The organism is Pseudomonas weihenstephanensis (assembly GCF_001043055.1).
GTDB lineage: Bacteria > Pseudomonadota > Gammaproteobacteria > Pseudomonadales > Pseudomonadaceae > Aquipseudomonas > Aquipseudomonas weihenstephanensis.
The window spans coordinates 12,893-38,930 of the sequence record NZ_JYLF01000003.1; the positions used below are offsets into that span (position 1 = coordinate 12,893).

Genomic DNA, 26,038 nt, shown 5'->3' on the forward strand with positions numbered 1-26,038 from the left:
AACCGGTGCGTCTTACGCCCCCGGTACGAAGTGTTTTTGTGCCGTGCCGTGGGCGATTAACCGCGAGAGGTAACCCATCTTCGCCGCATCCTGGTCCACGAAGCGAAAGGTCAGTTGCAACCAATCACTGTCGGGCTTGGGCTCGTAAGCCACGATGGCGTGCAGGTAACCATTCAAACGCGCTACTTCGGCGTTGTCGCCCTGCTCAAGGTCGAGCACTGCACTTTCCAGCACCTGTGGCAGCACTTCACCCCTACGCACCACCAGCAGCGCTTCCTTCAAGCTCAGCGCCTTGATCACACACGCTTGAGTACCGCTCGACAGGCGCAATTGTCCCTGGCCACGCCCGGTCGGGGTTTGGCTGGCGGCTTTGGCCGCCGGGGCCACCGGGGCCGCAACGGTCTGCGGGCGCGCAGCCGGTGCTAGGGCCGGGGTGGCCAGTTGGGTTTTGCCACCGGTCAACGCGCTCAACGAGTCATTGCCGAAGGCCGAATTCATGCGCGTCGGTGCACATGCCATCACCGCGTCCATCAGGCCCGCTTTGGTGAAGGCTTTTTTCACCTTGGTCAGTAATTGCTCATTGGTGAACGGCTTGCTGACAAAATCCGAAACACCGGCCTGAATCGCCTGCACCACGTTCTCTTTGTCGCCACGGCTGGTGACCATGATGAAGGGCAGGGTTTTGAGATGGTCTTGCTCGCGGCACCAGGTCAGCAGCTCAAGGCCCGACATCTCTGGCATTTCCCAATCACACAGCACCAGATCGAACGCATCGCGGGTCAGCATGGCCTGTGCTTTGCGGCCGTTGACCGCGTCTTCGATCTTGATGCCCGGAAATGCATTACGCAGGCATTTTTTAACCAGATCGCGAATAAACGACGCGTCATCCACCACCAACACACTGACCTTGCTCATCGATTGCTCCTCTGAAATCTTGACAAGCATGCGCCGAATGATGGCCATGTGCCAAATCTTGGGGGCACCCCGAATCACTTTACGTTCGCAGAGCGCCTGAATATGAACGCCGAAAAGCAAAACGCCCGGCTAGAGCCAGGCGTTTTCATCTCAGGCAGTCTTATTTATCGTCAGGTGGTTGCGGAACATTAGCGTTATCACCGCCTGTACCTTCAACTTCTTCACGCATGCGCTTAAGGCCCATGTGGCGCACGTCTGTGCCACGTACCAGATAGATGACCAATTCCGAAATATTGCGCGCATGGTCGCCAATGCGTTCCAGCGAACGCAGCACCCAAATGATGCTCAGCACCCGCGAGATCGAGCGCGGGTCTTCCATCATGTAGGTGGCCAACTCGCGCAACGCCGTTTTGTATTCACGGTCGATGATTTTGTCGTACTGCGCCACCGACAGCGCCAGGTCGGCGTCGAAGCGGGCAAATGCATCCAGTGCATCACGTACCATGTTGCGCACCTGATCGCCGATGTGTCGCACTTCAACATAACCACGCGGCGCTTCGCCCTCTTCACAGAGCTGAATCGCACGACGGGCAATTTTGGTCGCTTCGTCACCGATGCGCTCAAGGTCGATCACCGACTTGGAAATGCTGATGATCAACCGCAGGTCAGACGCCGCAGGCTGACGGCGGGCCAGAATGCGCAAGCATTCTTCGTCGATGTTGCGTTCCATCTGATTGATCTGTTCGTCGATCTCACGCACTTGCTGAGCCAGCCCGGAATCGGCCTCGATCAACGCCGTGACCGCGTCGTTAACCTGCTTCTCGACCAGCCCGCCCATGGCCAGCAAGTGGCTGCGCACTTCTTCGAGTTCCGCGTTGAACTGCGCGGAAATGTGATGGGTGAGGCCATCCTTTGAAATCATGGTTCTGCTCCGCAAAAACTGTGAGCCGCAAGCTATACGCTGCTAGCCAAATGTGTCGTTACCGCGAACTGTAAAGCCCGCCCCAACTAGCCATAGCGCCCGGTGATGTAGTCTTCGGTCTGCTTTTTGGCCGGGTTGGTGAACAAGGTGTCGGTGTCGCCGTATTCAACCATTTTGCCCATGTACATAAAGGCGGTGTAATCCGACACCCGCGCAGCCTGCTGCATGTTGTGGGTCACAATGACGATGGTGAACTTGGACTTAAGCTCGTAAATCAGCTCTTCGACCTTCAGCGTCGAGATCGGGTCGAGGGCCGAGCACGGCTCATCGAGCAACAACACTTCGGGTTCAACCGCGATGGTACGGGCGATCACCAAACGCTGTTGCTGACCACCGGACAAACCCAGCGCCGAGTCGTGCAGGCGGTCTTTGACCTCATCCCACAACGCCGCACCTTTAAGCGCCCACTCCACGGCTTCGTCGAGGATGCGCTTTTTATTGATGCCCTGAATCCGCAAGCCGTAGACCACGTTCTCGTAGATGGTCTTGGGGAACGGGTTGGGCTTCTGGAACACCATGCCCACCCGGCGACGCAGCTCAGCCACGTCCTCGCCCTTGCGGTAAATGTTGTGGCCGTACAGGTTGATCTCGCCTTCAACCCGGCAACCGTCCACCAGATCGTTCATGCGGTTGAAGGTGCGCAGCAGCGTGGACTTGCCGCAACCCGAGGGACCGATAAAAGCGGTCACACGCTGCTTTGGAATGTTCAGGCTCACGTCGAACAGCGCCTGTTTTTCACCGTAGTAAAGGTTCAGGCCCGGGACTTCAATGGCAACTTCTTCGTTGGCCAGGTTCAAGCTTTGCTTGGTGCGACCCAGGGCGGACATGTTGATGCCGTGGGCGGAGGATTCATGCTGCATGGGTTGCTCCATACGCTAAACATTCGTGTCGGTCGTTCTGACCGGGCTTTTCATTTGCTGTAGCAACGAGCTGGCTCACACTCCAGACACCTCGGTCCCACCTTGAGACCCTGCCGATGCCTTCACGAGCACGCTCGCGCCTACAGGTGTTGCGTTATCAGCTTTCCAGCGCCTTGTACTTCTCGCGCAGGTGGTTGCGAATCCACACCGCCGACAGGTTCAGGGTCGCAATCACCAGCACCAGCAGCAGCGCCGTGGCGTACACCAGCGGTCGTGCGGCTTCAACGTTCGGGCTTTGGAAGCCGACGTCATAAATATGGAAGCCCAAGTGCATGATCTTCTGGTCAAGGTGCAGGTACGGGTAGTTGCCGTCCAGCGGCAGCGACGGCGCCAGCTTGACCACACCCACCAGCATCAGCGGTGCCACTTCACCCGCCGCGCGAGCCACGGCGAGAATCATGCCGGTCATCATGGCCGGGCTGGCCATCGGCAGCACGATCTTCCACAAGGTCTCGGATTTGGTAGCGCCCAATGCCAGCGAGCCTTCACGCACGGTGCGAGGAATACGCGCCAGCCCCTCTTCAGTGGCCACGATCACCACCGGCACCGCCAGCAGCGCCAGCGTCAGCGACGCCCACATCAGGCCCGGCGTACCAAAGGTCGGCGCGGGTAAGGCTTCGGCGAAAAACAGGCGGTCAACCGAGCCACCCAGCACATACACAAAGAAGCCCAGGCCAAATACGCCGTACACAATCGCCGGTACACCCGCCAAATTGTTCACCGCGATACGGATGATCCGGGTCAGGGTGTTCTGTTTGGCGTACTCACGCAGGTACACCGCTGCCAGCACGCCAAACGGCGTCACGATCACGGCCATGATCAAGGTCATCATCACGGTGCCGAAAATCGCCGGGAAGATCCCGCCTTCGGTGTTGGCTTCACGCGGGTCTTCGCTGAGGAACTCCCAAATGTTGCTGAAGTACATCGCCAGCTTCTGCCAGCTGTTCATGGCGTTGGGCTGGTAAGCCTTGACCACTTTGCCGATGTTGATTTCCAACTCTTTGCCGTTGGCATCGCGGGCCGTCAGGCTGTCGCGATTGAACTGTGCATGCAGCTCGCCCAAACGGTCTTCGATGGCTTTGTAACGTGCATTCAGCTCGGCACGTTCGGTTTCCATGTCCGCCTGGGCTTGCGGCGTCAACTTGCCTTCGAGTTCCAGCTTGCGGCTGTGCAGACGAATACGCTCCAACCCGTAGTTGATCGCGCCAATGTCTTTCTTTTCCAGTTGGCTGAGTTGCTTGGCCAGCTCGTTGACGCGCTTGACCCGGGCTTGCACCTCAGGCCAGGCCGCCGCGCCTTCAGCGACCACCTTGCCGTTTTCTTTCACATTGACCAGGTAACCGTAAAAGTTGCCCCACTCGCGACGCTCAATGGCCATCAACTCGGGGGGCATCTTCTGGTCAGTCAGCCACTCGCCGACGACCCAGGTGAAGTCGTTACCGTTCAAGTCGCGGTTGCCGACCTTGATCAGCTCGCGGGTCATGAACTCCGGGCCTTGGTCGGGCACTGGCAAACCGGCGCTTTTGAGGCGTTCGCGCGGCACTTCTTCCTTTTGCACCACTTCGCCCAGTACGACGTGATTAGCAGAGCCGGGCACGTTGTATTGCGCCAGCACCAGATCCGCGGGCCAAAAATGGCCCAACCCGCGCACCGCAATCACTGCCAGCAAACCAATGGTCATGATGACCGCGAGCGACACCGCGCCACCGCTGATCCAGACACCCGGAGCGCCGCTCTTGACCCAACCTTTGAGGGAATTCTGTTTCACAGACTTCTACCTTCCTTAAAGCGACGAATATTTCTTGCGCAGACGCTGACGAATCAGCTCGGCGAGAGTGTTCATGATGAAGGTGAACAACAACAGCACCAGCGCCGAGAGGAACAGCACGCGGTAATGGCTACCGCCCACTTCCGACTCAGGCATCTCCACTGCCACGTTCGCCGCCAAAGTACGCAAGCCTTCGAACAGGTTCATTTCCATGACCGGTGTGTTACCCGTGGCCATCAGCACGATCATGGTTTCGCCCACTGCACGGCCCATGCCGATCATCAGTGCCGAAAAAATCCCTGGGCTGGCGGTCAGGATCACCACACGGGTCATGGTCTGCCACGGTGTGGCACCCAGCGCCAGCGAACCCAGGGTCAGACCGCGCGGCACGCTGAACACGGCATCCTCAGCAATCGAGTAGATGTTGGGGATAACCGCAAAGCCCATCGCCAAACCCACCACCAGAGCGTTGCGCTGATCGTAAGTGATGCCCAGATCGTGGGAGATCCACAGGCGCATGTCGCCACCAAAGAACCACGCTTCCATGAACGGGCTCATGTACAGCGACAACCAGCCAATGAACAGAATCACCGGGATCAGGATCATGCTCTCCCAACCCTCCGGCACGCGCAGGCGGATCGACTCAGGCAGGCGGCTCCAGGTGAAACCGGCCAGCAAAATACCGATTGGCAACAGCATCAGCAGGCTGAAAATACCGGGCAAATGGCCTTCGACATACGGCGCCAGAAACAAGCCGGCAAAGAAGCCCAAAATCACCGTCGGCATCGCTTCCATCAATTCGATCACCGGCTTGACCTTGCGGCGCAGGCTCGGCGCCATGAAGTAGGCGGTGTAGATCGCTGCGGCTACCGCCAGCGGTGCCGCCAACAACATGGCGTAGAACGCCGCCTTCAACGTGCCGAAGGTCAATGGCGCAAGGCTCATCTTGGGTTCGAAATCGGTGTTGGCGGCGGTCGATTGCCAGACGTATTTCGGTTCATCGTAGTTCTCGTACCAGACCTTGCTCCACAGCGCGCTCCAGGACACTTCCGGGTGCGGGTTCTTCAAGGTCAGTGGCAGCAGCTTGCCGCCCTCTTCCACGATGATGCGGTTGGCACGCGGCGACAACGCCATGATGCCGGGGCCTTCTGCGACTTTTTCCACCAGCAGGGTGCGGTGCGCGGTGCTGTGGAACACGCCGATTTCACCGGCGGCGTCCAGGGCCAGGAAGCCTTTGCGACGCTGCTCAGCGGTGATTTCAACAATCGGCGAGTCGCCCATTTTGAAGCTGCGGATGTGCTTGAAGCGCGATTCGCCATCCGGGTCGCGGGCCATGAACCACTGGCTCAGGCTGCCGGTCGAGTCACCAAAGATCAGCGAAATACCACCCACCAATTGCGTACTGGCAGTGATTTGAGTGGTGGCGTCGTCCGCCAGCTTGTAACGGCCATTCAGGCTCTTGTCACGCAGGCTGAACACGTCGGCCTGGGCACGGCCATTGATCACATACAACCACTGCTGACGCGGGTCGATGTACAGCGCTTTAACCTGCTCGGTCATTTGCGGCAGGTCGATGCGGGTCTCGGAGTTCGTGACCTCGCCCGTCATCATGTTTTCTTCGCTGGCCAACGACAGCACGTTCAATTGCGAACCCGCAGAGCCGGCCAACACCAACGTCGAGTCATTCACATTGAGGTTCACATGATCCAGCGCACGCCCTTGCGGGTCGAGGGCGATGGGCGCTTGGCCATACGGGTATTCAACCGCCGGGGTAATGGTTTTTTTGCCCTCCGGGTAGCTGACTTTATACGTGTGACGGAACACCAGCGCCTGGCCATTGGACAAGCCCAATGCCACCACCGGGTTACCCGGCTGGTCTTCACCCAGCGAGGTCACTTGCGTGCCGGGCGGCAGTGGCAGGTTCACGCGCGACAGTTCTTCGCCATTCTTCGCATTGAAGAACAGCACCATGCCTTGGTCGGACACGCGCATCCCGACCTGATTTTGCTCCTCGACGGAAATCATCAGCGGTTTACCGGCGTCCTGCATCCAGACCGGCGTGATCGCCTGCTTGGCGTTCAGGTCCGCGCCCTGGAACAGCGGGAACACCACATAACCAAGGAAGAAGAAAATCAGCGTGATTGCGCCGAGCACGGCAAGCCCGCCGATAAACACATACCAGCGGGTGAGGTGATCTTTAAGCGCGCGAATGCGCCGCTTGCGTTGCAGTTCAGGCGTATTGAAATCAATGCGCTTGGGAGCGGATGTCGTAGTCATTGGGGAATTGGCCAGATCATTCATGCGCACACCCTAGCGATCCTGTATGACAAAAAGATGACAAAGCAGTGACGCAAAAAAGCCGCTGCCCAGTGGAGCTGGCAGCGGAGTGGAAAATTGAGGTGAATACAGCTCACAACGCGTAGCAGCTGCCGCAGGCGGCGTCCGACGGCGTAGCCGTCGTCATTTCGCACGTAGCCTTCGGCAACTGCTACAGGTTTAGTTACCTTCTTTCAAACCCAAGTCAGCCAAGGCTTTGGCAGCGACTTTGGCGGGCAGCGGGATGTAGCCATCTTTGACGACCACTTCCTGACCTTGCTTGGACAGCACCAGCTTGATGAACTCGGCTTCCAGCGGGTTCAACGGCTTGTTCGGCGCCTTGTTCACGTACACGTAGAGGAAACGCGACAGCGGGTATTTGCCGTTCAATGCGTTTTCTTCAGTGTCTTCGATGAACTCAGAGCTGCCTTTTTTGGCCAATGGCACGGTTTTCACACTGGCCGTTTTATAACCAATGCCCGAGTAACCCACGCCGTTGAGCGAGCTGCTGATCGATTGCACCACCGAGGCAGAACCGGGCTGTTCGTTAACGTTTGGCTTGTAGTCGCCTTTGCACAGGGCTTCTTCTTTGAAGTAGCCATACGTGCCCGACACCGAGTTACGACCAAACAGCTGTACCGGCTTGTTGGCCAGATCGCCGGTCACACCCAGGTCACCCCAGGTTTTGACGTCTTGCTTGGCGCCGCACAGGCGTGTCGAGGAGAAGATCGCGTCCACTTGCTCCATCGTCAGGTGCTTGATCGGGTTGTCTTTGTGCACGAACACGGCCAGGGCATCCACCGCCACCGGGATTGCGGTTGGCTTGTAGCCGAACTTTTGCTCAAAAGCCGCCAGTTCGTTGTCTTTCATCTTGCGGCTCATCGGGCCCAGGTTAGCGGTGCCTTCAGTAATCGCAGGGGGCGCTGTCGAAGAACCGGCAGCCTGAATCTGAATATTGACGTTCGGGTATTCTTTTTTGTAAGCCTCAGCCCACAAGGTCATCAAGTTCGCCAGGGTATCGGAACCAACGCTGGACAGGTTCCCCGACACACCGGTGGTTTTTACGTAGGGCTGAATAGCCGGGTCAACACCAGCGGCAACCGCATTGGCAGTTGCAACGCCTGCGGCGACAAAAGTCAGGGCCGCCATCACACGCTTCAGTTTCATGCCTTACTCCTAGCAAACGGGGTTAGATGAATCGGGGGCCAGTATCTGTAGGCCATGTGACTACTCTATGAACCGATTGTGACAATTAGATGAAAGGCCAGCATTCGCAACGAATGACTGGCCTTCTAAAGGAGCGAGGGTTGGCGTCTAAAACGCTATAACCCGTGTATCAGCGGCCCTGTTTCCACAAATAAGCCCCCACCAGCAAACCCATCGTGCAAATGATGGCGACGTAATAGGCAGGGCCCATTGGGCTTTCTTTAAGCAGCAACGTCACCGCCATCGGGGTCAAGCCGCCGAAAATGGCGTAAGCCAAGTTGTAAGAAAACGACAAACCACTGAAACGCACCACCGGGGGGAAGGCTTTCACCATCACATACGGCACCGCGCCGATAGTGCCTACAAACAAACCGCTCAGTGCGTATAACGGAAACAGCCAATCCGGGTGCTGCAACAGGCTGTGATAGAAGGTCCACGAGGTAATCAGCAACGCGGCACAGCCGAATACGAACACCTTGCCCGCGCCAAAGCGGTCAGCCAACGCACCTGAAGCGATACAGCCCACGCTTAAAAAGACAATGGCCAAGCTGTTGGCTTTCAGCGAGACCGTGGCTGAAAACCCGTAAATGGTTTGCAGCACCGTGGGGGTCATCAAAATCACCACAATGATCCCGGCCGACAACAACCAGGTCAGCAGCATCGAAACGGCAATCGCACCCCGATGGTCACGCAGTACGGTTTTAAGCGGCACCTCTTCGGCCAACGCCTTGCGCAGTTGCAGCTCGGCAAATACCGGCGTCTCATGCAGCCAGCGACGCAAGTACACCGAAAACAGGCCAAATACACCGCCCAGCAAGAAAGGAATTCGCCACGCGTAGTCAGACACTTCGACCGGGGTGTAAAGCGTGTTGATTGCCGTGGCCACCAGCGACCCCAGCAAAATACCCGCCGTCAGCCCGCACGTCAGCGTGCCGCAGGCGTAGCCCACATGCCGGGGCGGCACGTGCTCGGCCACAAACACCCACGCCCCCGGCACTTCTCCGCCGATAGCCGCGCCCTGAATCACCCGCATCAGCAGCAACAGAATCGGCGCCCACATGCCGATCTGCGCGTAGGTCGGCAGCAACCCCATAATCAGGGTCGGTACAGCCATCATGAAGATGCTCAAGGTGAACATCTTTTTGCGCCCCAGCAGATCGCCGAAATGCGCCATGACGATGCCGCCCAATGGCCGCGCCAGGTAACCGGCCGCAAAAATGCCGAAGGTTTGCATCAGGCGTAGCCATTCCGGCATGTCAGCGGGGAAGAACAGCTGGCCGACTACCGTGGCGAAGAACACAAAAATAATGAAGTCGTAAAACTCAAGCGCGCCGCCCAAGGCAGACAGCGACAACGTCTTGTAGTCATTACGGGTCAAGGGGCGCGAAGGCGGCGCGGCGCTGGAAGGCTCAGTGATCATGGGGTTTGGGCATCTCTTATTAGGCTAGGCAAACGCGTCAACACCGCGGGCAATGGCCGGGCGGTCTCGAAAGATAACAAATTGCCTGCAAAAGCACAGAGGTAGACGTGTCGCCCGTTTAAAAAGCAGAATCAGACGGTCGTCGACGGCGTTGTCGCCCGATATACTCGCCAACCGTAAGAAACTACCTACGGCTTCTGAGTGGCTGTGCGAAACACCTTAAGGTGTGCTTCAGCCGATCTCACAGAGTTTCCCCTTGGCGCGGCTTGGGAAGAACGTGACGAACGTAGTATGTTCGGGCTGAATCGTTTTTCTAAAGACGCTTTTTCACCCGCAATACACATGATGAATCACGGGTCAGAGGCCCTTCGGCATGCTAGAGCTCGAACAAGAAGATCCAATCCCGCAAGGCGACCTGGCCTTGCAAATCACTGCCCTGCCACGCGAAACCAATGGTTTTGGCGATATTTTTGGCGGCTGGCTGGTGTCCCAGATGGACCTCGCGGGCACCGCGATGGCCAGCAAAGTTGCCGGCGGGCGTGTAGCCACCGTCGCTATTGACCGTATGGCGTTTCTGGTTCCTGTGGCAGTCGGTGCTCAGTTGTCGTTCTACACCCAAGCGCTGGAAATCGGCCGCAGCTCGATCCAGATGATGGTTGAAGTGTGGAGCGACGACCCGCTGTCCAGCGAATGGCGCAAAGTCACCGAAGCCGTCTTTGTGTTCGTGGCCATCGATGGCAGCGGTCGCACGCGCTCGGTGCCACCGCGTCGTTAAACCTCGCGCGGTTTTGCCTGTCTACTGCTGCCCCTGCCATTTAAAGAGAACCTGCCATGCCCAGCCATAAGTTACTCCCAAGCGCATCGTTCAAATTGGGCGAGCTGGACTGTTGGCACTTTATCCACGGCAACGCTCAACTGCTGGTCGCCAAACAAGGCGCGCAGGTGCTGAGCTATCAGGTGGGCGAAGATAAGCCGATCATTTGGCTTAACGAAAAAGCCAAGTACGAACACGGTAAAGGCATTCGTACCGGCGTACCCATTTGCTGGCCGTGGTTTGGCAACCTGGCACTCAACCCGCAAAGCGTGCAAGACATGCGCGCCAGCGAGCAGCCCGCCACTGCCCACGGGCTGGTGCGTACGCGCGAATGGGAACTGCTCGATTACGACGACGCAGGCGAAGCGCTGCATATCGAACTCGGTCTGCCGCAGATCGAAGGTGGCCTGCCCGGCTGGCCCCATGACGTGGCACTGACCCTGAGCATTCGTCTCGACACGCAACTGCACCTGAGCCTCACCAGCCATAACCGCAGCGACACCGCCGTGAGTATCAGCCAGGCGCTGCACAGCTATTTTGCGGTCAGCGACGTGCGTAAGGTTCAGGTCAAAGGCGTCGACGGCCTGACCTACATCGAAACCCTCAATGACTGGAAACACGTCAAACAGGCGGGTGACTTGACCTTCAGCGGCGAAACCGACCGCATCTACCTCAACACGCCGGACACGTTGAGCATTGTTGACCCCGACTGGTCGCGCAGCATTGAACTCAACAGCCGAGGCTCGCGCAGCGCCGTGATCTGGAACCCGTGGATCGACAAAACAGCCAGCTTCAGCGACATGGCCGCCGATGGCTGGCAACGCATGCTCTGCATCGAAACCGCCAACGTGATGGATGACGTGATTACCCTGCAACCCGGCGCCAGCCATACGCTGGGTGTGAGCATCGGTACTCGACCACTCACGGCGTGATCCAGATCGCGCAGGGCTGCGGCCTTTTAAGCTTTAACAGACCGCAGCCTTACAAATCTTCTTCCTTCACCACCCTCACGTTGCCCGCCTCCAGCGCATAGGCGGCATCGGCCAGATCATTGCTGACCTGTTCAACCTTCAGCGTGCCCGTCACCCACAGCGGCGTGTAGATATCGTCCAGCTTCAAGCCTTTGGGGTAGCGCACCAGCACCAGCTGATTGGGCGGCGGTGGCGGGACGTGGATGCAGGCGCCTGGGTAGGGCACCAAAAAAAACAGCGTGCTGCGCCCTTTGGCATCGGCTTCCAGGGGCACCGGGTAACCGCCCAAACGGATACGTTTGCCACTCATGCTGGCCACGGTTTTGCTCGAATACATCACGGCCGGCAGGCCCTTGCTTTGTTTCAGGCCGCCTTTATCGGTAAACGTCCCCTGGGCTTCAGGCGAGTCATGGTCGATTTCGGGCATTTGTTCGAGGGCCAGTTGATCCGACTTCGGCATCAGGTCGAGCCAGTCGGTTTCCGGCAGATCAGCCGCGTGGGCCAGGCTTGCGCCCAGCAAAAGGAAGGTCAGTACAAGACGGCGCATGGCAGGCTCAATTAAGAAGGACTGGGGACGCCGCGCATTCTAGCCCTCTCTGCGGCTGGCGCAGAGAGAACCCGACACTCAATCAGTTCTTTTTCGAAACCATGCCGTAAATCACCAGCAAGATCACAGCGCCAACGACTGCACCGATGAAACCGGCACCTTCACCCGCCTTGTAGATACCCAGCGCCTGACCGCCATACGTGGCTGCCAGCGAACCGCCGATACCCAGCAGGATGGTCATAATCCAACCCATGCTGTCATCGCCCGGTTTCAGGAAACGGGCCAGCAGGCCAACGATCAAGCCGATAAAAATGGTTCCGATGATGCCCATGGGCGCTTCCTCTCTATAGATGGTGTTAAACCAAAGCCTAGTCAGCACTTTGGCATCACGCCATCAGAGAGCGGCGGCCACCGAATGGTTCCCGCCGATGTTCGTCTTACGGGTGGTCGATCAGTGCTTCAACGCGCAGGATCTGCGCTTGCAAGGTCGCCATGTCCGCGCAGCGCAGGTTGGCGTGACCGACCTTGCGGCCCACCTTGAACGCCTTGCCATAGTGGTGCAAATGGCAGTCGGCAATCGCAATCACCTGCTCAACCGGCGGCACCGTGCCGATAAAGTTGAGCATGGCGCTTTCGCCCACCTTGGCCGTCGAACCCAGCGGCAAGCCCGCAATGGCCCGCAGGTGGTTTTCAAACTGGCTGCACTCGGCGCCCTCTGTGGTCCAGTGCCCCGAGTTGTGAACACGCGGCGCGATTTCGTTGGCCTTAAGGCCACCGTCGACTTCAAAGAACTCGAACGCCATCACGCCCACGTAATCCAGCTGCTTGAGCACACGGCTGGAGTAGTCTTCAGCCAGCGCTTGCAGAGGGTGATCGGTACTGGCCACTGACAGCTTGAGAATGCCGCTGTCGTGGGTGTTGTGCACCAACGGGTAAAACTGTGTTTCGCCATCACGACCGCGCACGGCGATCAGCGACACTTCACCCGTGAACGGTACAAAACCTTCCAGCAGGCACGCTACGCTGCCCAGCTCGGCAAACGTACCCACCACATCGGCAGGGGTGCGCAGCACTTTCTGGCCCTTGCCGTCGTAACCCAACGTGCGGGTTTTGAGCACTGCGGGCAGGCCGATGCTGGCCACGGCGGCGTCCAGGTCTGCCTGGGACTGGATGTCGGCAAAGGCCGGCGTCGGAATGCCCAAGTCTTTGAACATGCTTTTTTCGAACCAGCGATCACGGGCAATGCGCAGCGCTTCGGCACTCGGGTAAACCGGTACAAATTGCGACAGGAAAGCCACGGTTTCAGCAGGTACGCTTTCGAACTCAAACGTGACCAGGTCGACTTCATCCGCCAATTGGCGCAAGTGGTCCTGATCGCCGTAGTCAGCACGAATATGTTCACCCAAAGGCGCCGCACAGGCGTCGGGAGCCGGATCAAGGAAAGCGAAGTTCATGCCCAGCGGGGTCCCCGCCAAAGCCAGCATGCGACCCAACTGGCCGCCACCGATTACACCGATTTTCATCGTTAAAACCTCAGGCCAGGCGCGGGTCTGGATTGTCCAGCACGCTGTCAGTCTGTTCAGCACGGAATGCTTTCAAAACGGTATGGAATTGGGGGTGCTTGGCGCCCAGGATGCTGGCGGACAGCAGCGCCGCATTGATTGCGCCGGCTTTACCGATGGCCAGTGTCGCAACCGGAATGCCCGCCGGCATTTGCACGATGGACAACAGCGAGTCGACACCCGACAGCATCGACGATTGCACGGGCACACCGAGCACCGGCAAATGGGTTTTCGCGGCACACATGCCGGGCAAGTGGGCAGCGCCACCGGCACCGGCAATGATGACCTCGATGCCGCGGCCTTCGGCCTCTTCGGCATACTGGAACAGCAGATCCGGAGTGCGGTGGGCAGAGACCACTTTCACTTCGTAAGGGATGCCGAGTTTTTCCAGCATATCGGCGGTGTGGCTGAGGGTGGACCAATCGGACTTGGAGCCCATGATCACGCCTACCAGTGCACTCATCGTCGCGCCTCTTCTCTTGGGCGCCCGCAGGCGCGTCAAAAAACAACAAGCCACGTGGGGGATCCGACGTGGCTTGTTATAGGAATTAAGGCCGGTCAAGCCAGCCGAAGGCCGCGCAGTATACCCCAAAGAAGTGCGTTAAAAGCACCTTTGGTGACCATCTGTCTGCGCCCCTCTAAATCGCACAAACGCCCGGTTTTACTGACCTTCAGGTCAAACCATGAACAGCCGGCAACGCCCCGAAAAAACCTGGCACGCGGCTACCTGTTGCCGCGAAAAGAGCCACGACTCGTAGCGAATCCTGTCAGCTGCGAAATGCACGGCGCCGCTCTAACCTTCAGCTTCACCCGGGGCCATGCGATGCCTTCATGGCACCCCGCGACATTCAGCCCTCAGCCAGTCCTGCACAGGAGGAGTTACATGAACCCCATCAACCTCAATGCGTTCATCCACAACAGCGTCTCTGACGCCACCTATCAAAACCTCAAAACCTTTAACTTCGATCATTTCGTGCAAGAGCTGGGCAACATCAGTGGTCGTCAAATCAACGTTAACCTCTACGAATACGTACCGGGCGTCACTGACTTCGACTACAAAAGCCCTGATACCGCCACGAAAGTGAATGAATGGAACACCGTGGCTAACCAGTTCGCCAAAGACATCGGCGTGACGCCCTATCGAACTGACCGCAACATATTGATCATTGATGGTTTTATCACTGGCTCCGTCGCGGGGGCGGCCCAGTCCGGCGTTAATGCAGGCAACTCGGTGATTGCTTCCACCGTTGACGCCACCACCATTGCGCATGAGGTAGGGCACACCTTTAATGCCAAACACACCGGCGTGATGCAAACCCCGGACCCTGCCAACCGAGGCCAGGTGCTTTCAAGCTACATGGCCACAGACGATGAAGTGGGCAGCGGCAGCCTTTTGCGTTTCAGCACCATCAACCGCGATCGCATTAAAAGCTTTCTAGGCAAACTTGAATAACACCCGCCACCTGGCTTTGCGCCGTTTGGGCAAAGCCAGGTAACACTCACTCAGGCTGCGTACCACTTTCCAGCTTGCGCCATAGCAACCGCACATTGGCCTTACGCACCAAGGCGCAGCGATAGAGGCGAATCTCCAACGGTACGTGCCATTGAGGCCCGCCACACACCACCAATTCACCGCGCGCCAGTTCGGCCCGCACACTTAAATGCGGCACCCACGCAATGCCCAACCCTTCGAGCGCCATGCTCTTGAGGCTGTCCGCCATAGCCGTCTCATAAATAGTGGTGAAACGCAGGCTGCGTTGGCGCAGCAACAAATTGACTGAACGCCCCAGAAACGCGCCCGCGCTATACGCCAGCAACGGCACGCTTACATCGCCTTCCAGGTCAAACAACGGCTTGCCGTCTGCATCCGCCGCACACACGGGCAACATTTCGGTATTGCCCAGGTGCAAAGACGGGAAAATTTCCGGGTCCATTTGCAACGCGGCGTCAGGATCGTAAAAAGCCAGCATCAAATCGCAGCCGCCTTCGCGCAATGCATGCACCGCGTCTCCGACGTTAGTCGCAACCAGACGTGTCGCGATGTTCAGCCCTTCATTGCGCAATTGAGCGATCCAGCGCGGGAAAAACCCCAGCGCCAAGGAGTGAGCAGCCGCCACTTGCATGACCTCGCCCTGCCCTCCTTCGAGGTGGTGCAGGTGACGCAACACCTCGCCCAGCTGCTCAACCACGGTGCGTGCCGTGACCAAAAACAGCTGACCGGCCGCAGTCAACTCCACCGGGGTGCGGGAACGATTCACTAACGTCAGCCCCAGCGCGGATTCAAGGCTTCGAATACGTCGACTAAAGGCCGGCTGCGTCACAAAACGACGCTCCGCCGCCTGAGAAAAACTGCGCGTGGCGGCAAGAGCACTGAAGTCTTCCAGCCATTTACTTTCGAGATTCATCGAGCCTCCCAGAGGCGCACCAATTTGGGTCACACGTCCGACGCGCCTGTCGCGTCACGTCGCCATTATGCCGTTTATGCATAGGATAGTGTTTAAAGGCATTGGCCCAAAATAGACCGCAAGCCTAGGATTCGCAGCGTTCCGGCCTATACCGGGTCCTTATCGAGATGATTTCTATCATGTCCTCCGCTGCATCTTTCCGCACTGAAAAAGACCTGCTTGGCGTACTCGAAGTACCCGCTCAAGCGTATTACGGCATCCAGACCCTGCGAGCGGTGAATAACTTCCGTCTCTCCGGCGTTCCGATCTCGCATTACCCAAAGTTGGTTGTGGCCCTGGCCATGGTCAAGCAAGCCGCGGCAGATGCTAACCGCGAACTGGGCCACCTCAGTGCACCCAAGCACGCGGCGATCAGCGAAGCCTGTGCCCGTTTGGTGCGCGGCGATTTCCACGAAGAGTTCGTGGTGGACATGATCCAGGGCGGCGCTGGCACTTCAACCAACATGAATGCCAACGAAGTGATCGCCAACATCGCACTGGAGGCCATGGGCCACCAGAAAGGCGAGTACCAGTACCTGCACCCTAACAACGACGTCAACATGGCGCAGTCCACCAACGACGCCTACCCGACGGCCATCCGCCTGGGCTTGTTGCTGGGTCACGACGCGCTGCTGGCCAGCCTCGACAGCCTGATTCAGGCGTTCGCTGCCAAGGGCGTTGAGTTCAACCATGTATTGAAGATGGGCCGCACCCAACTGCAAGACGCCGTACCGATGACCTTGGGTCAAGAGTTCCGCGCCTTCGCCACCACCTTGGGTGAAGACCTGGCTCGCCTTAAAACACTGGCGCCAGAGTTGCTGACCGAAGTGAACCTGGGCGGCACGGCGATTGGGACCGGCATCAACGCCGACCCGCGCTATCAACTGCTGGCCGTCAACCGCCTGGCGACCATCAGCGGTCACCCGCTGGTGCCTGCGGCCGACTTGATCGAAGCCACGTCCGACATGGGTGCCTTCGTACTGTTCTCCGGCATGCTCAAGCGTACTGCGGTCAAACTGTCGAAGATTTGTAACGACCTGCGCCTGCTGTCCAGCGGCCCACGTACCGGCATCAACGAAATCAACCTGCCAGCGCGTCAGCCAGGCAGCTCGATCATGCCTGGCAAGGTCAACCCGGTTATCCCGGAAGCTGTTAACCAGGTGGCGTTCCAGATCATCGGTAACGACTTGGCACTGACCATTGCGGCCGAAGGTGGCCAACTGCAACTGAACGTGATGGAACCGCTGATCGCCTTCAAGATCTTCGACTCGATCCGCCTGCTGCAACGTGCAATGGACATGCTGCGCGAACACTGCATCGTCGGCATCACCGCCAACGAAGCGCGCTGCCGCGAGCTGGTCGAACACTCGATTGGTCTGGTAACGGCTCTGAACCCGTACATCGGCTATGAAAACGCCACCCGCATCGCCCGTATCGCCCTTGAAAGCGGCCGCGGCGTGCTGGAACTGGTGCGCGAAGAAGGCTTGCTCGACGACGCCATGCTCGACGACATCCTGCGCCCGGAAAACATGATTGCTCCGCGTCTGGTGCCTTTAAAGGCCTGATGCTGTAACACGCTCACCAGGTCGAGGGACTAGACACCTCTCACCTTTTGAGGGCTTGCAGATGTATCTGCGGGCCCTTTTTTTTGCCTGCGATTTGGCGTTATTCGCCCTGCAACTGCCGAAGGCAGCGTCCGGCGGCGCCTCCATCGCAATCAAGCGCGCGTACAGGAATGACAGCGCCTTAAAAAGTGAATTTTCAGACGGCATGTATATGAAAAATCAATGGCTTATGCAGACGCTTCCACTGCGCCTAGGTATAGTGCCCGCCCTCTTGCCATGCATCGGCCCCGCTACGGCGGCCAGCGGCACTGCGCAAACAGCATCGTAAACCAAGCAGCAACATGGCCAGGGTCGCCTTGATCGCCTACGTTTATGCCCTGCACACACGGGTGTAACGCGATATTTCGACCTGGCCGTTTTGCCATCAGATAAAAACAGCGAGGAATAATCCATGCTTGAAGTCATCAATGACTTCCTCTCAGGGAAAGTGCTAATCGTGCTCATGGTTGGGCTCGGTGGCTACTTCACGATCCGCTCGCGTTTCGTTCAGTTTCGTTACTTCCTGCACATGTTTGCGGTGTTCAAAGACAGCCTGCGCAGCAGCGCTGGCCAACTCAGCTCCTTTCAGGCCCTGATGCTCAGCCTGGCGGGCCGTGTGGGTGCAGGCAACATTGCCGGCGTCGGCATTGCCGTAACTCTGGGTGGCCCCGGTGCCGTGTTCTGGATGTGGGTGACCGCACTGGTCGGCATGTCCAGCAGCCTCATCGAATGCACCCTTGGCCAGTTGTACAAGCGCCGCGACGCCGAAGGCCAGCTGCGTGGCGGCCCCTCCTTCTATATGAAGCACGGTCTGGGCAAAGCCTGGATGGGCAAGCTGATGGCCGTGTTGCTGCTGGTCACCTTTGGCTTCGCCTTCATGGGCCTGCAAGCCCACGCTGTGACGCACTCGCTGCAAGACGCCTTCGGTTTTGACGTGAACTACTCCGGTGTGGCCATTGCCGTGCTGTTGGGGCTGGTGTTTATCGGCGGTATCAAACGCATCGCCTCGGTCGCCGACTTGTTGGTGCCGGTCAAAACCCTGGCCTACATCGCCGTCACGGTGTACGTGATCGTGCTGCAATTCGACCAAGTCCCGGCCATGCTCGGCCACATCGTGAAAAGTGCCTTCGGCATGGACCCGGTGTTTGGCGGCCTGATCGGCAGCGCAATCGTGATGGGCGTTAAACGCGGCGTGTTCGCCAACGAAGCCGGTTTGGGCAGCGCCCCGAACGTGGCCGCCGTGGCGGATGTGGAACACCCGGTTGCTCAGGGCGTGGTTCAGGCATTCAGCGTGTTCCTCGACACCTTCGTCATCTGCACCTGTACGGCGCTGCTGATTCTGCTGTCCGGCTTTTACACTCCAGGCTTTGAAGGCGACGGCATTGCCCTGACCCAAAACTCCCTGGCCGCCGTGGTGGGCGAGTGGGGCCGCGTGTTCATCAGCGTGGCGCTGGCGTTATTCGTGTTCACCTCGATGCTCTACAACTACTATCTGGGCGAAAACAACCTGCGCTTTTTGATCGGTGAAAACCGCAAAGCGCTCATCGGTTATCGCGCGCTGGTATTGGTGCTGATCGTGTGGGGCTCGATTGAAAACCTGCAAACCGTGTTCGCTTTTGCCGACATCACCATGACCCTGCTGGCGTTCGTGAACCTGATTGCCTTGGCCATGCTGTTCAAAATTTGCATGCGCGTGCTCAAGGACTACGACGACCAACGTCGTGCGGGGATCAAGACACCGGTGTTCGATTCCAGTAAATTCTCGGACCTGGATCTGGACGTGAAGGCCTGGCCGCCGACACCGGCCGCCAAGGTCGAAGACACAAAACGCTGACACTGACGCGGCGGTTCTGAACAGAACCGCCGCGTTTTTGCTTATGGGGACTTATCAATGACTGTTGCCACCTTCAACGCTGCCAAACGGGTCATGGTGCTCTACACCGGCGGCACTATCGGCATGCAAGCCAGTGCCAATGGCCTTGCACCCGCCTCGGGGTTTGAAGCGCGCATGGGCGAGTACCTCGCCAGCCAACCTGACCTGAACGTGGTGCAGTGGTGCTTTCGCGAAATGAGCCCGCTGATCGACAGCGCCAACATGACGCCCGCCTACTGGCTGCGCCTGAGTGCGGCGATTATCGACGCCATTGATCAGCAAGACTGCGATTCGGTATTGGTTCTGCATGGTACTGACACACTGGCCTACAGCGCTGCGGCAATGTGCTTTCAATTGATTGGCTTGCCAGCCCCTGTGCTGTTCACCGGCTCCATGTTGCCTGCGGGCGTGCCGCACAGCGATGCCTGGGAGAACGTCAGCGGCGCATTGACGGCCCTTGCTCAAGGTCAGCCCAACGGTGTGCAGTTGTACTTCCACGGCACGCTCATGGCACCGACCCGTTGCGCCAAAGTGCGCAGCTTCGGGCGCAATCCGTTTGTGTCACTCCTGCGCAATGGCGGTGGGACAGCGGCCGACTACGTGCCGAGCGAGCTGCTCTACAACCGGCCCAAGCACCTTGCCAACGTGGGCGTGCTGCCGCTGGTGCCGGGCATCGGCGCAGCGCAGCTCGATGCGCTGCTCAACAGTGGCATCGAAGCCTTGGTGCTGGAATGTTTCGGCAGCGGCACCGGCCCCAGCGATGACCCCGCGTTCCTGGCCAGCCTGCAACGGGCGCAGGAAAACGGCATCGTGATCGTCGCCATTACGCAATGCCACGAAGGCGGCGTTGAGCTGGACGTGTACGAAGCGGGCAGTCGCTTGCGTGACGTGGGGGTGTTGTCAGGGGGCGGCATGACCCGCGAAGCGGTGTTCGGCAAGCTGCACGCGCTGCTGGGCGCCGATTTGCCACTGGCCGAAGTACGCCGTTTGGTTGAGCTGGATGTGTGCGCAGAGTTGCTTTAACCGACCTGCGTCATTCTCCCGTCGCAGCAACCATTCCCCACCCCGGCACACAACTTGCTCGCTTACAGCACCCTCACGCTGGAAGCGAGCATGCTGCATTCCCATCTCACCACCCTGAACGCGGTGTCGCTGGTGCTCAGCACCTTCAAGGCCGAAGGCCTGCCCAGCGAAGCGCTGCTGGCAGGCAGTGGTATACGTGCCGCGGACTTGAGCCGTGCCGACACGCGCATCACCACGCATCAGGAAATGCGCGTGTGCGCCAACGCCGTGGCCATCCGCCGGGAAATCGGCCTGGAGCTGGGCCGGCGCATGCATGTTTCGTCCTACGGCATGTTGGGTTACGCCCTGCTCACCAGTGCCACCTTAGGTGACGCTTTGCGCCTGGCCTTACGCTACCCGGCGCTGCTGGGAACACTTTTTGAGCTGAGCCTGAGTCTCGAAGACGGCGCGGTGTGGTTCTGCGCTGCGGGCTATCGCGAAAACCCGCAACTGGCGGTGTTCAACACCGAGTTGTGCCTGGCCTCGCTCAAGGTGATTTGCGAAGACCTGCTCGGCCGCCCATTGCCTCTTTTAGGCGCACGCTTCGCTCACCCCGCGCCGGACTATCACGCCCGCTACGCGGACAACTTCGATTGCCCGCACACCTTCCAAGCCCCCGACAACGCCTTCGGCTTTGCCCTGCATTGGCTTGATATGCCGCTGCCTCTGGCCGATGCCGTGACCCATCAGGCGATGGCGGAGCGCTGCCGCAAACAAAACCTTGAGTTCACGGGGCGCCAGTCCTGGCTGGACCGCATCCGCCAACTGCTGGCAGCGCAACTGCATGCCGCGCCGGGGCTTGAGGGCCTGGCGCAACAAATGAACTGCTCGCCCCGCACCTTGCGCCGGCACCTGCAAGACATGGGGTGCAGCTATCAAATGCTGCTCGACGACCTGCGCTTTGAGCGCGCCAAGTTGCTGCTCAATGACACCGAATGGCCGATTTACCGGATTGCCGACACCCTGGGGTTCAGCGAAACCGCGAGCTTTCGCCATGCCTTCGTGCGCTGGAGCGGTGTATCACCGAGCCAGTTTCGCGCTTGAACACCCTGCTTTTTACGATGTTTGCGCCGCCGGGCCTCGCCTTCGACCCCTGCGACGTGGAGCACGTTGATCCGCTCAGGGGCGAATTCAGGTCAATCATTTTGGCCATATCAATCCCCTTTTGGCCGCTCCTGCCGTTCTCTGAACCCCGCGACCCCGCAAGACTGTGGATCATCGATCACGCCTGCGGAGAATAAGAAAATGCTGACGATCTATTCAGACGATCACCACCTGCATCACGGCCGTTGTGAACTGATGGACGGGCAACTGATGCCCTGCTTCGAAATGCCCTCGCGCGCCGACCACATCCTGCAACGGGTTAAAACCCGTGAACTGGGCCCGGTACAAGCCCCCCGCGACTTTGGCCGCGGCCCCATCGAACGTATTCACACGGCGGCGTATCTGGATTTCTTTGAGGGGGCGTGGGCGCGCTGGACCGAACATGGCCGCGACGGCGACCTGTTGCCCTACACGTGGCCCGCTCGCACCTTACGTCCGATCATCCCGACCAGCCTGCACGGCCAGTTGGGTTACTACAGCTTTGACGGTGGCGCACCGATTACGGCGGGCACATGGCAAGCGGCCTACAGCGCGGCGCAAGTGGCACTGACAGCACAAGCAGAAATTCAGCGCGGCGCTCACAGCGCTTTCGCCCTATGTCGCCCACCGGGCCATCACGCTGCCAGGGATTTAATGGGCGGTTATTGCTACCTCAACAATGCTGCCATCGCGGCTCAAGCCTTTCTCGATCAAGGCCGTCGCAAGGTCGCCATCCTCGATGTGGACTACCACCACGGTAATGGCACGCAGTCGATTTTCTACACGCGCAACGATGTGTTGTTCACCTCAATTCATGGCCACCCAGAGGCCGAGTTTCCGTTCTTTCTGGGCTACGAAGACGAGCGCGGTGAAGGGCCGGGCGAAGGGTTCAACTTCAACTACCCGCTGGCCGCAGGCTCCGCCTGGGACCGCTGGAGCGCCGCACTGGAGCAGGCATGCCTTGAGGTGGAGCGGTACAACGCCGATGTGCTGGTGATTTCACTGGGCGTCGACACCTTTAAAAATGACCCGATTTCCCAGTTCAAACTCGACAGCCCGGACTACGTGCGCATGGGCGAACGCATTGCGCGCCTGGGCAAGCCGACGCTGTTTGTGATGGAAGGCGGTTACGCGGTAGAAGAGATCGGCGTCAACGCCGTCAACGTGCTTGAAGGCTTCCTGAGCGCTCAATGAGGACATAACAACAATGAATACCCTTACGCGTTTCTTTACCCCGGTGCTCTGCGCCAGCGCGCTGCTCAGCACCGCCGTACATGCCGAAGACCGCACCTTGCGCGTGTATAACTGGTTCGACTACATCACCCCGCAAACCCTGGTGGATTTCAAAAAGGACACCCAGGTCAAACTCATCTACGACATTTTCGACACTAACGAAGCGCTGGAAGCCAAGCTGCTCACGGGAAACTCGGGGTATGACGTGGTGGTGCCGTCCAATGTGTTTCTGGCCAAGCAGATCGAAGCGGGGGTGTTCCAGCCGCTGGACCGCAGCAAACTCCCGAACTGGAACCACCTTGATCCCAAACTGATGAAGTTGATTGAAGCCAACGACCCCGGCAATCAATTCGCCGTGCCGTATATGTACGGCACGATTCTGATCGGGTTCAACCCGGACAAGGTCAAGGCCGCACTGGGCGAGAACGCCCCCGTCGACAGTTGGGACCTGATTTTCAAAGAAGAGAACATCAGCAAACTCAAACAATGCGGCGTGGCGTTGCTGGATTCGCCCTCAGAAATATTGCCGCTGGCGCTGCAACATTTGGGGCTACCGCCCAACAGCAACAACCCCAAGGACTACGCCAAGGCCGAAGCACTGCTGCTGAAAATTCGCCCATACGTGACCTACTTCCACTCCTCCAAATACATGGCCGACATCGCCAATGGCGACATCTGTGTGGCCGTCGGTTATTCGGGCAGTTTTTCGCAGGCGGCTAACCGGGCCAAAGAGGCTAAAAATGGTGTGACGGTCGACATGCGCCTACCCAAAGAAGGCGCGCCCATCTGGTTCGACATGCTGGCGATCCCTAAAGGGGCGAAAAATACCGAAGACGCCTACACCTTCATCAACTACCTGCTGCAACCCAAAGTGATTGCGCCGATCAGTGACTTTGTCGGCTACCCCAACCCCAACAAAGACGCCACAGAGCGGGTGGCCCCAAGCATTCGCAATAACCCGAACCTGTACCCCACCGAAGCGGCGATGGAAACGCTTTACACCCTCACACCGCTGCCGCGTGACGCCGAGCGGGCGCGCACACGGGCGTGGACCAAAATCAAATCGGGTACGTAATCCCTCCTCCGTAGTCACTGCCCAGGCGGAAAAAGGTCAGCGGTATTTTCGATAAACGGGTTGCTAAGCAACCCTTCGCAGCCTGCGACAGCGACTGCGCGTGCTCATCTCCAGACCTTGCTCAACCGCGCTAGCGCTGCGCGGATATCCGCCTCGGGCACACCCGCAAACCCCAGCACCAAACCGGCACGGTTATCCACAGGCTCGACCGAGTCGCGCAGCCAATAGCGACTCAAACCGTTGATTTCTACCTGTACCTGATGGGCCTGCGCCAGCAATACATGTTCGCGCTCAAGGCTGCTGACCGGCACGGTGACGTGCAAACCTGCCACGATGTCCGGTAATTCTCCTACACCCTCAACACCCTTTGGCCAATGCGCCAGCAAGGCATTACGCCGACTCAATGCGGCGCGCCGCATGCGCCGGATGTGACGCTGAAAATGCCCTGCGGCCATAAACTCGGCCATGACCGCCTGGGCGCTCACCTCCGAATGGCGCATGTCCAGCGAGCGACGTTGGGCGAAGGGTTCAATCAGAGCGTGGGGTAATACCAGATAACCGAGGCGTAACGCCGGAAAGGCGACCTTGCCAAACGTGCCGACGTAAATGACGCGCCCGGTGCGGTCCAGCGCGGCCAATGGCGACAACGGCGCGCCGCTGTAACGGTACTCGCCATCGTAATCATCTTCGACAATCCAGCCTTGCGTGCGCTCAGCCCACGCCAGCAATTCAAGGCGTCGCGCCAGGCTCATGGTCACCCCCGACGGGTACTGATGGGACGGTGTCACGTAGGCCAATCGGCAAGTCGGCAGGCCTGATAACGCGTCACACTTCATGCCCTCCTGATCGACCGGCACCCCCAGCACTTGAGCACCCGCAATTGCGAACGCTTGGGCTGCCGCGTGGTAGCCGGGGTTTTCCACCGCCACGCCCTCACCCAGCTCCACCAGCAACTGTGCACAAAGGCTAATTCCTTGCTGCGCGCCGCAGGTGATCAAAATTTGTTCAGCGGAGCAGGATAAACCCCGCGATGTTCGTAAATATGCGGCAATGAGCCCGCGCAGACGCTCATCCCCGGCCGGGTCGCCGTAACACAGTTGCTGCAAATCCGGCTTACGCCAAAAAGTGGCTTGCAGCTTGCTCCAGACCTCAAACGGGAACAAATCAAAGGCCGGAATGCCCACCCGAAAAGCGCGCGGCGGCCCACTGGGAGGCTGGTCCAGAGAGTGTCTTGAGACCTTGTGCAGCGCTGTGCTGTGGATAACTTTACTGGACGTAATTACAGGTAAAAAAGACGATTTTGTGGATAAACCTGTGGGTAAGCCTGTTGAAAACCCTGTGGACAAGTTGGTGGACAACTTTTTTGGCGCCTGCGCTTTTTGGGGTAATTGCACGACGTAGGTGCCATTTCCAATCCGGCCTTCTATAAAGCCTTCGGCGTACAGCTGATCGTAGGCGCGCACGACGCTATTGCGCGAAATACCGAGCGCTGCCGCTAAGTCACGGCTGGCCGGCAAACGCGCGCCACCACTCAATCGACCGTCCAGTACCCGCTCGCGTAACGCCTGATACAACTGACGGCTCAATCCTTTTTTAGGATCAAGCTCGATACCCGCAGGGTTGAAAGCGATAGGCAAGGCTGAATCAGGCATACATTGGACCTACGAAATGGGTCGTTAGTGGCTCTTACAACGGGCCAATAGCCTGCCTAGGATGCAGGCATTCGCCAAGAACATTCTCTGTAGGTGCGAAGTCCAGACCTCTTGAATCGCTAAGGAATAGCTTCATGACCTCCAACATCCAGATCAAACCCGCCACTGACGCCGACCACGATGTGTGGATGCCACTCTGGCAGGCGTACCTTACGTTTTACAAAACCGAGCTACCCGCCGACGTCAGCCAATCCACCTGGCAACGTTTCATGGACCCGGCCGAACCGACTCATCTGGCCCTTGCCTGGCAAGACGATGAGGCGGTAGGCATGGTGCAGACCGTTATTCATCGCTCTAACTGGAGCATTGGCAACTCGTGCTACCTGCAAGACTTGTACGTTAGCCCGCACTTGCGTGGCACCGGGGTCGGTCGCCAGTTGATCGAACACGTCTATGCGCAGGCGCGCGCCCTGGAATGCGCCAAAGTGCATTGGTTGACCCAAGAAACCAATGCCACGGCCATTCGGTTGTATGAACGTATTGCGGATCGCCCTGGCTTCATCCAATTTCGTAAAGCCTTGTCATAAATAA

General features: G+C 58.6%; 24 protein-coding genes. 11 read left to right on the plus strand and 13 right to left on the minus strand.

All coding sequences use genetic code 11. The features are described 5' to 3' along the window. Positions 1–12: 12 nt before the first annotated feature. From TU86_RS07675 to TU86_RS07705, 7 genes are all read right to left on the minus strand, one after another. Positions 13–915, minus strand: coding sequence for a response regulator (locus TU86_RS07675; RefSeq protein WP_048364270.1), 903 nt, complete (start codon positions 913–915; stop codon positions 13–15). A 160-nt stretch (positions 916–1,075) separates the two neighbouring features. Continuing rightward, positions 1,076–1,837 carry a phosphate signaling complex protein PhoU gene (gene phoU, locus TU86_RS07680; RefSeq protein ID WP_048363717.1) on the minus strand — a complete coding sequence of 254 codons (762 nt, stop codon included), beginning with the start codon at positions 1,835–1,837 and terminating at the stop codon, positions 1,076–1,078. Between the two features lie 86 nt (positions 1,838–1,923). Continuing rightward, positions 1,924–2,757, minus strand: coding sequence for a phosphate ABC transporter ATP-binding protein PstB (gene pstB, locus TU86_RS07685; protein WP_048363718.1), 834 nt, complete (start codon positions 2,755–2,757; stop codon positions 1,924–1,926). Positions 2,758–2,914: 157 nt separating this feature from the next. Beyond that, positions 2,915–4,585 (minus strand): phosphate ABC transporter permease PstA, encoded by a 1,671-nt coding sequence (gene pstA / locus TU86_RS07690; protein WP_048363719.1) that lies wholly within the window; start codon positions 4,583–4,585, stop codon positions 2,915–2,917. Positions 4,586–4,600: 15 nt separating this feature from the next. Beyond that, positions 4,601–6,886, minus strand: coding sequence for an ABC transporter permease subunit (locus TU86_RS07695; protein WP_048363720.1), 2,286 nt, complete (start codon positions 6,884–6,886; stop codon positions 4,601–4,603). A gap of 195 nt (positions 6,887–7,081) precedes the next feature. Continuing rightward, entirely contained in the window at positions 7,082–8,068 is a 987-nt protein-coding gene (locus tag TU86_RS07700) for a phosphate ABC transporter substrate-binding protein PstS (protein WP_048363721.1), read from the minus strand. Positions 8,069–8,237: 169 nt separating this feature from the next. Continuing rightward, positions 8,238–9,527 carry an MFS transporter gene (locus tag TU86_RS07705; RefSeq protein ID WP_048363722.1) on the minus strand — a complete coding sequence of 430 codons (1,290 nt, stop codon included), beginning with the start codon at positions 9,525–9,527 and terminating at the stop codon, positions 8,238–8,240. Positions 9,528–9,900: 373 nt separating this feature from the next. On the opposite strand from TU86_RS07705, the gene TU86_RS07710 reads away from it, so the two are divergent. Together TU86_RS07710 and TU86_RS07715 are read left to right on the plus strand one after the other, a co-directional pair. Next, on the plus strand, positions 9,901–10,302 hold the full coding sequence (locus tag TU86_RS07710; protein WP_003438129.1) for an acyl-CoA thioesterase: 402 nt from the start codon (positions 9,901–9,903) through the stop codon (positions 10,300–10,302). A 56-nt stretch (positions 10,303–10,358) separates the two neighbouring features. After that, the gene (locus TU86_RS07715; RefSeq protein WP_048363723.1) at positions 10,359–11,273 is read left to right on the plus strand and encodes a D-hexose-6-phosphate mutarotase; all 915 of its coding nucleotides are present in this window, start codon (positions 10,359–10,361) and stop codon (positions 11,271–11,273) included. 49 nt (positions 11,274–11,322) lie between these two features. On the opposite strand, the gene TU86_RS07720 is transcribed toward TU86_RS07715, so the two are convergent. The 4 genes from TU86_RS07720 to purE form a co-directional block, all read right to left on the minus strand. Then, complete coding sequence (locus tag TU86_RS07720) at positions 11,323–11,859, minus strand: DUF3299 domain-containing protein (RefSeq protein WP_048363724.1); 537 nt, start codon at positions 11,857–11,859, stop codon at positions 11,323–11,325. Positions 11,860–11,941: 82 nt separating this feature from the next. Continuing rightward, positions 11,942–12,190, minus strand: a complete 249-nt coding sequence (locus tag TU86_RS07725) for a GlsB/YeaQ/YmgE family stress response membrane protein (protein WP_048363725.1) — start codon at positions 12,188–12,190, stop codon at positions 11,942–11,944. A 106-nt stretch (positions 12,191–12,296) separates the two neighbouring features. Then, positions 12,297–13,382 (minus strand): 5-(carboxyamino)imidazole ribonucleotide synthase, encoded by a 1,086-nt coding sequence (locus TU86_RS07730; protein ID WP_048363726.1) that lies wholly within the window; start codon positions 13,380–13,382, stop codon positions 12,297–12,299. 10 nt (positions 13,383–13,392) lie between these two features. Further along, complete coding sequence (gene purE / locus TU86_RS07735; protein ID WP_047279087.1) at positions 13,393–13,884, minus strand: 5-(carboxyamino)imidazole ribonucleotide mutase; 492 nt, start codon at positions 13,882–13,884, stop codon at positions 13,393–13,395. Between the two features lie 420 nt (positions 13,885–14,304). Here purE and TU86_RS07740 point away from each other — a divergent pair, with 420 nt between their 5' ends. Continuing rightward, on the plus strand, positions 14,305–14,874 hold the full coding sequence (locus TU86_RS07740; RefSeq protein ID WP_048363727.1) for a M12 family metallo-peptidase: 570 nt from the start codon (positions 14,305–14,307) through the stop codon (positions 14,872–14,874). 46 nt (positions 14,875–14,920) lie between these two features. Here TU86_RS07740 and TU86_RS07745 read toward each other — a convergent pair whose 3' ends face one another. After that, a complete protein-coding gene (locus TU86_RS07745) occupies positions 14,921–15,826 on the minus strand; it encodes a LysR substrate-binding domain-containing protein (RefSeq protein ID WP_048363728.1) in 906 nt (301 codons plus the stop codon). 179 nt (positions 15,827–16,005) lie between these two features. On the opposite strand from TU86_RS07745, the gene aspA reads away from it, so the two are divergent. The 7 genes from aspA (at position 16,006) to TU86_RS07785 (ending at position 23,795) form a co-directional block, all read left to right on the plus strand. Then, entirely contained in the window at positions 16,006–17,430 is a 1,425-nt protein-coding gene (gene aspA, locus TU86_RS07750; protein ID WP_048363729.1) for an aspartate ammonia-lyase, read from the plus strand. Between the two features lie 61 nt (positions 17,431–17,491). Next, positions 17,492–17,758, plus strand: coding sequence for a hypothetical protein (locus TU86_RS23190; RefSeq protein ID WP_048363730.1), 267 nt, complete (start codon positions 17,492–17,494; stop codon positions 17,756–17,758). Positions 17,759–17,881: 123 nt separating this feature from the next. Next, the gene (locus TU86_RS07760) at positions 17,882–19,303 is read left to right on the plus strand and encodes an alanine/glycine:cation symporter family protein (protein ID WP_048363731.1); all 1,422 of its coding nucleotides are present in this window, start codon (positions 17,882–17,884) and stop codon (positions 19,301–19,303) included. Between the two features lie 57 nt (positions 19,304–19,360). Further along, positions 19,361–20,365, plus strand: coding sequence for an asparaginase (locus TU86_RS07765; protein WP_048363732.1), 1,005 nt, complete (start codon positions 19,361–19,363; stop codon positions 20,363–20,365). Positions 20,366–20,455: 90 nt separating this feature from the next. Further along, entirely contained in the window at positions 20,456–21,448 is a 993-nt protein-coding gene (locus TU86_RS07770; protein WP_048363733.1) for an AraC family transcriptional regulator, read from the plus strand. Positions 21,449–21,649: 201 nt separating this feature from the next. Beyond that, positions 21,650–22,681, plus strand: a complete 1,032-nt coding sequence (locus tag TU86_RS07780; protein ID WP_048363735.1) for a histone deacetylase family protein — start codon at positions 21,650–21,652, stop codon at positions 22,679–22,681. Positions 22,682–22,694: 13 nt separating this feature from the next. Beyond that, a complete protein-coding gene (locus TU86_RS07785) occupies positions 22,695–23,795 on the plus strand; it encodes a polyamine ABC transporter substrate-binding protein (RefSeq protein ID WP_048363736.1) in 1,101 nt (366 codons plus the stop codon). Between the two features lie 104 nt (positions 23,796–23,899). Here the strand turns inward: TU86_RS07785 and pdxR are convergent, their stop codons facing one another. After that, a complete protein-coding gene (gene pdxR, locus TU86_RS07790; RefSeq protein ID WP_048363737.1) occupies positions 23,900–25,447 on the minus strand; it encodes a MocR-like pyridoxine biosynthesis transcription factor PdxR in 1,548 nt (515 codons plus the stop codon). Positions 25,448–25,581: 134 nt separating this feature from the next. On the opposite strand from pdxR, the gene TU86_RS07795 reads away from it, so the two are divergent. After that, positions 25,582–26,034 carry a GNAT family N-acetyltransferase gene (locus TU86_RS07795; protein ID WP_048363738.1) on the plus strand — a complete coding sequence of 151 codons (453 nt, stop codon included), beginning with the start codon at positions 25,582–25,584 and terminating at the stop codon, positions 26,032–26,034. Positions 26,035–26,038 lie beyond the last annotated feature (4 nt).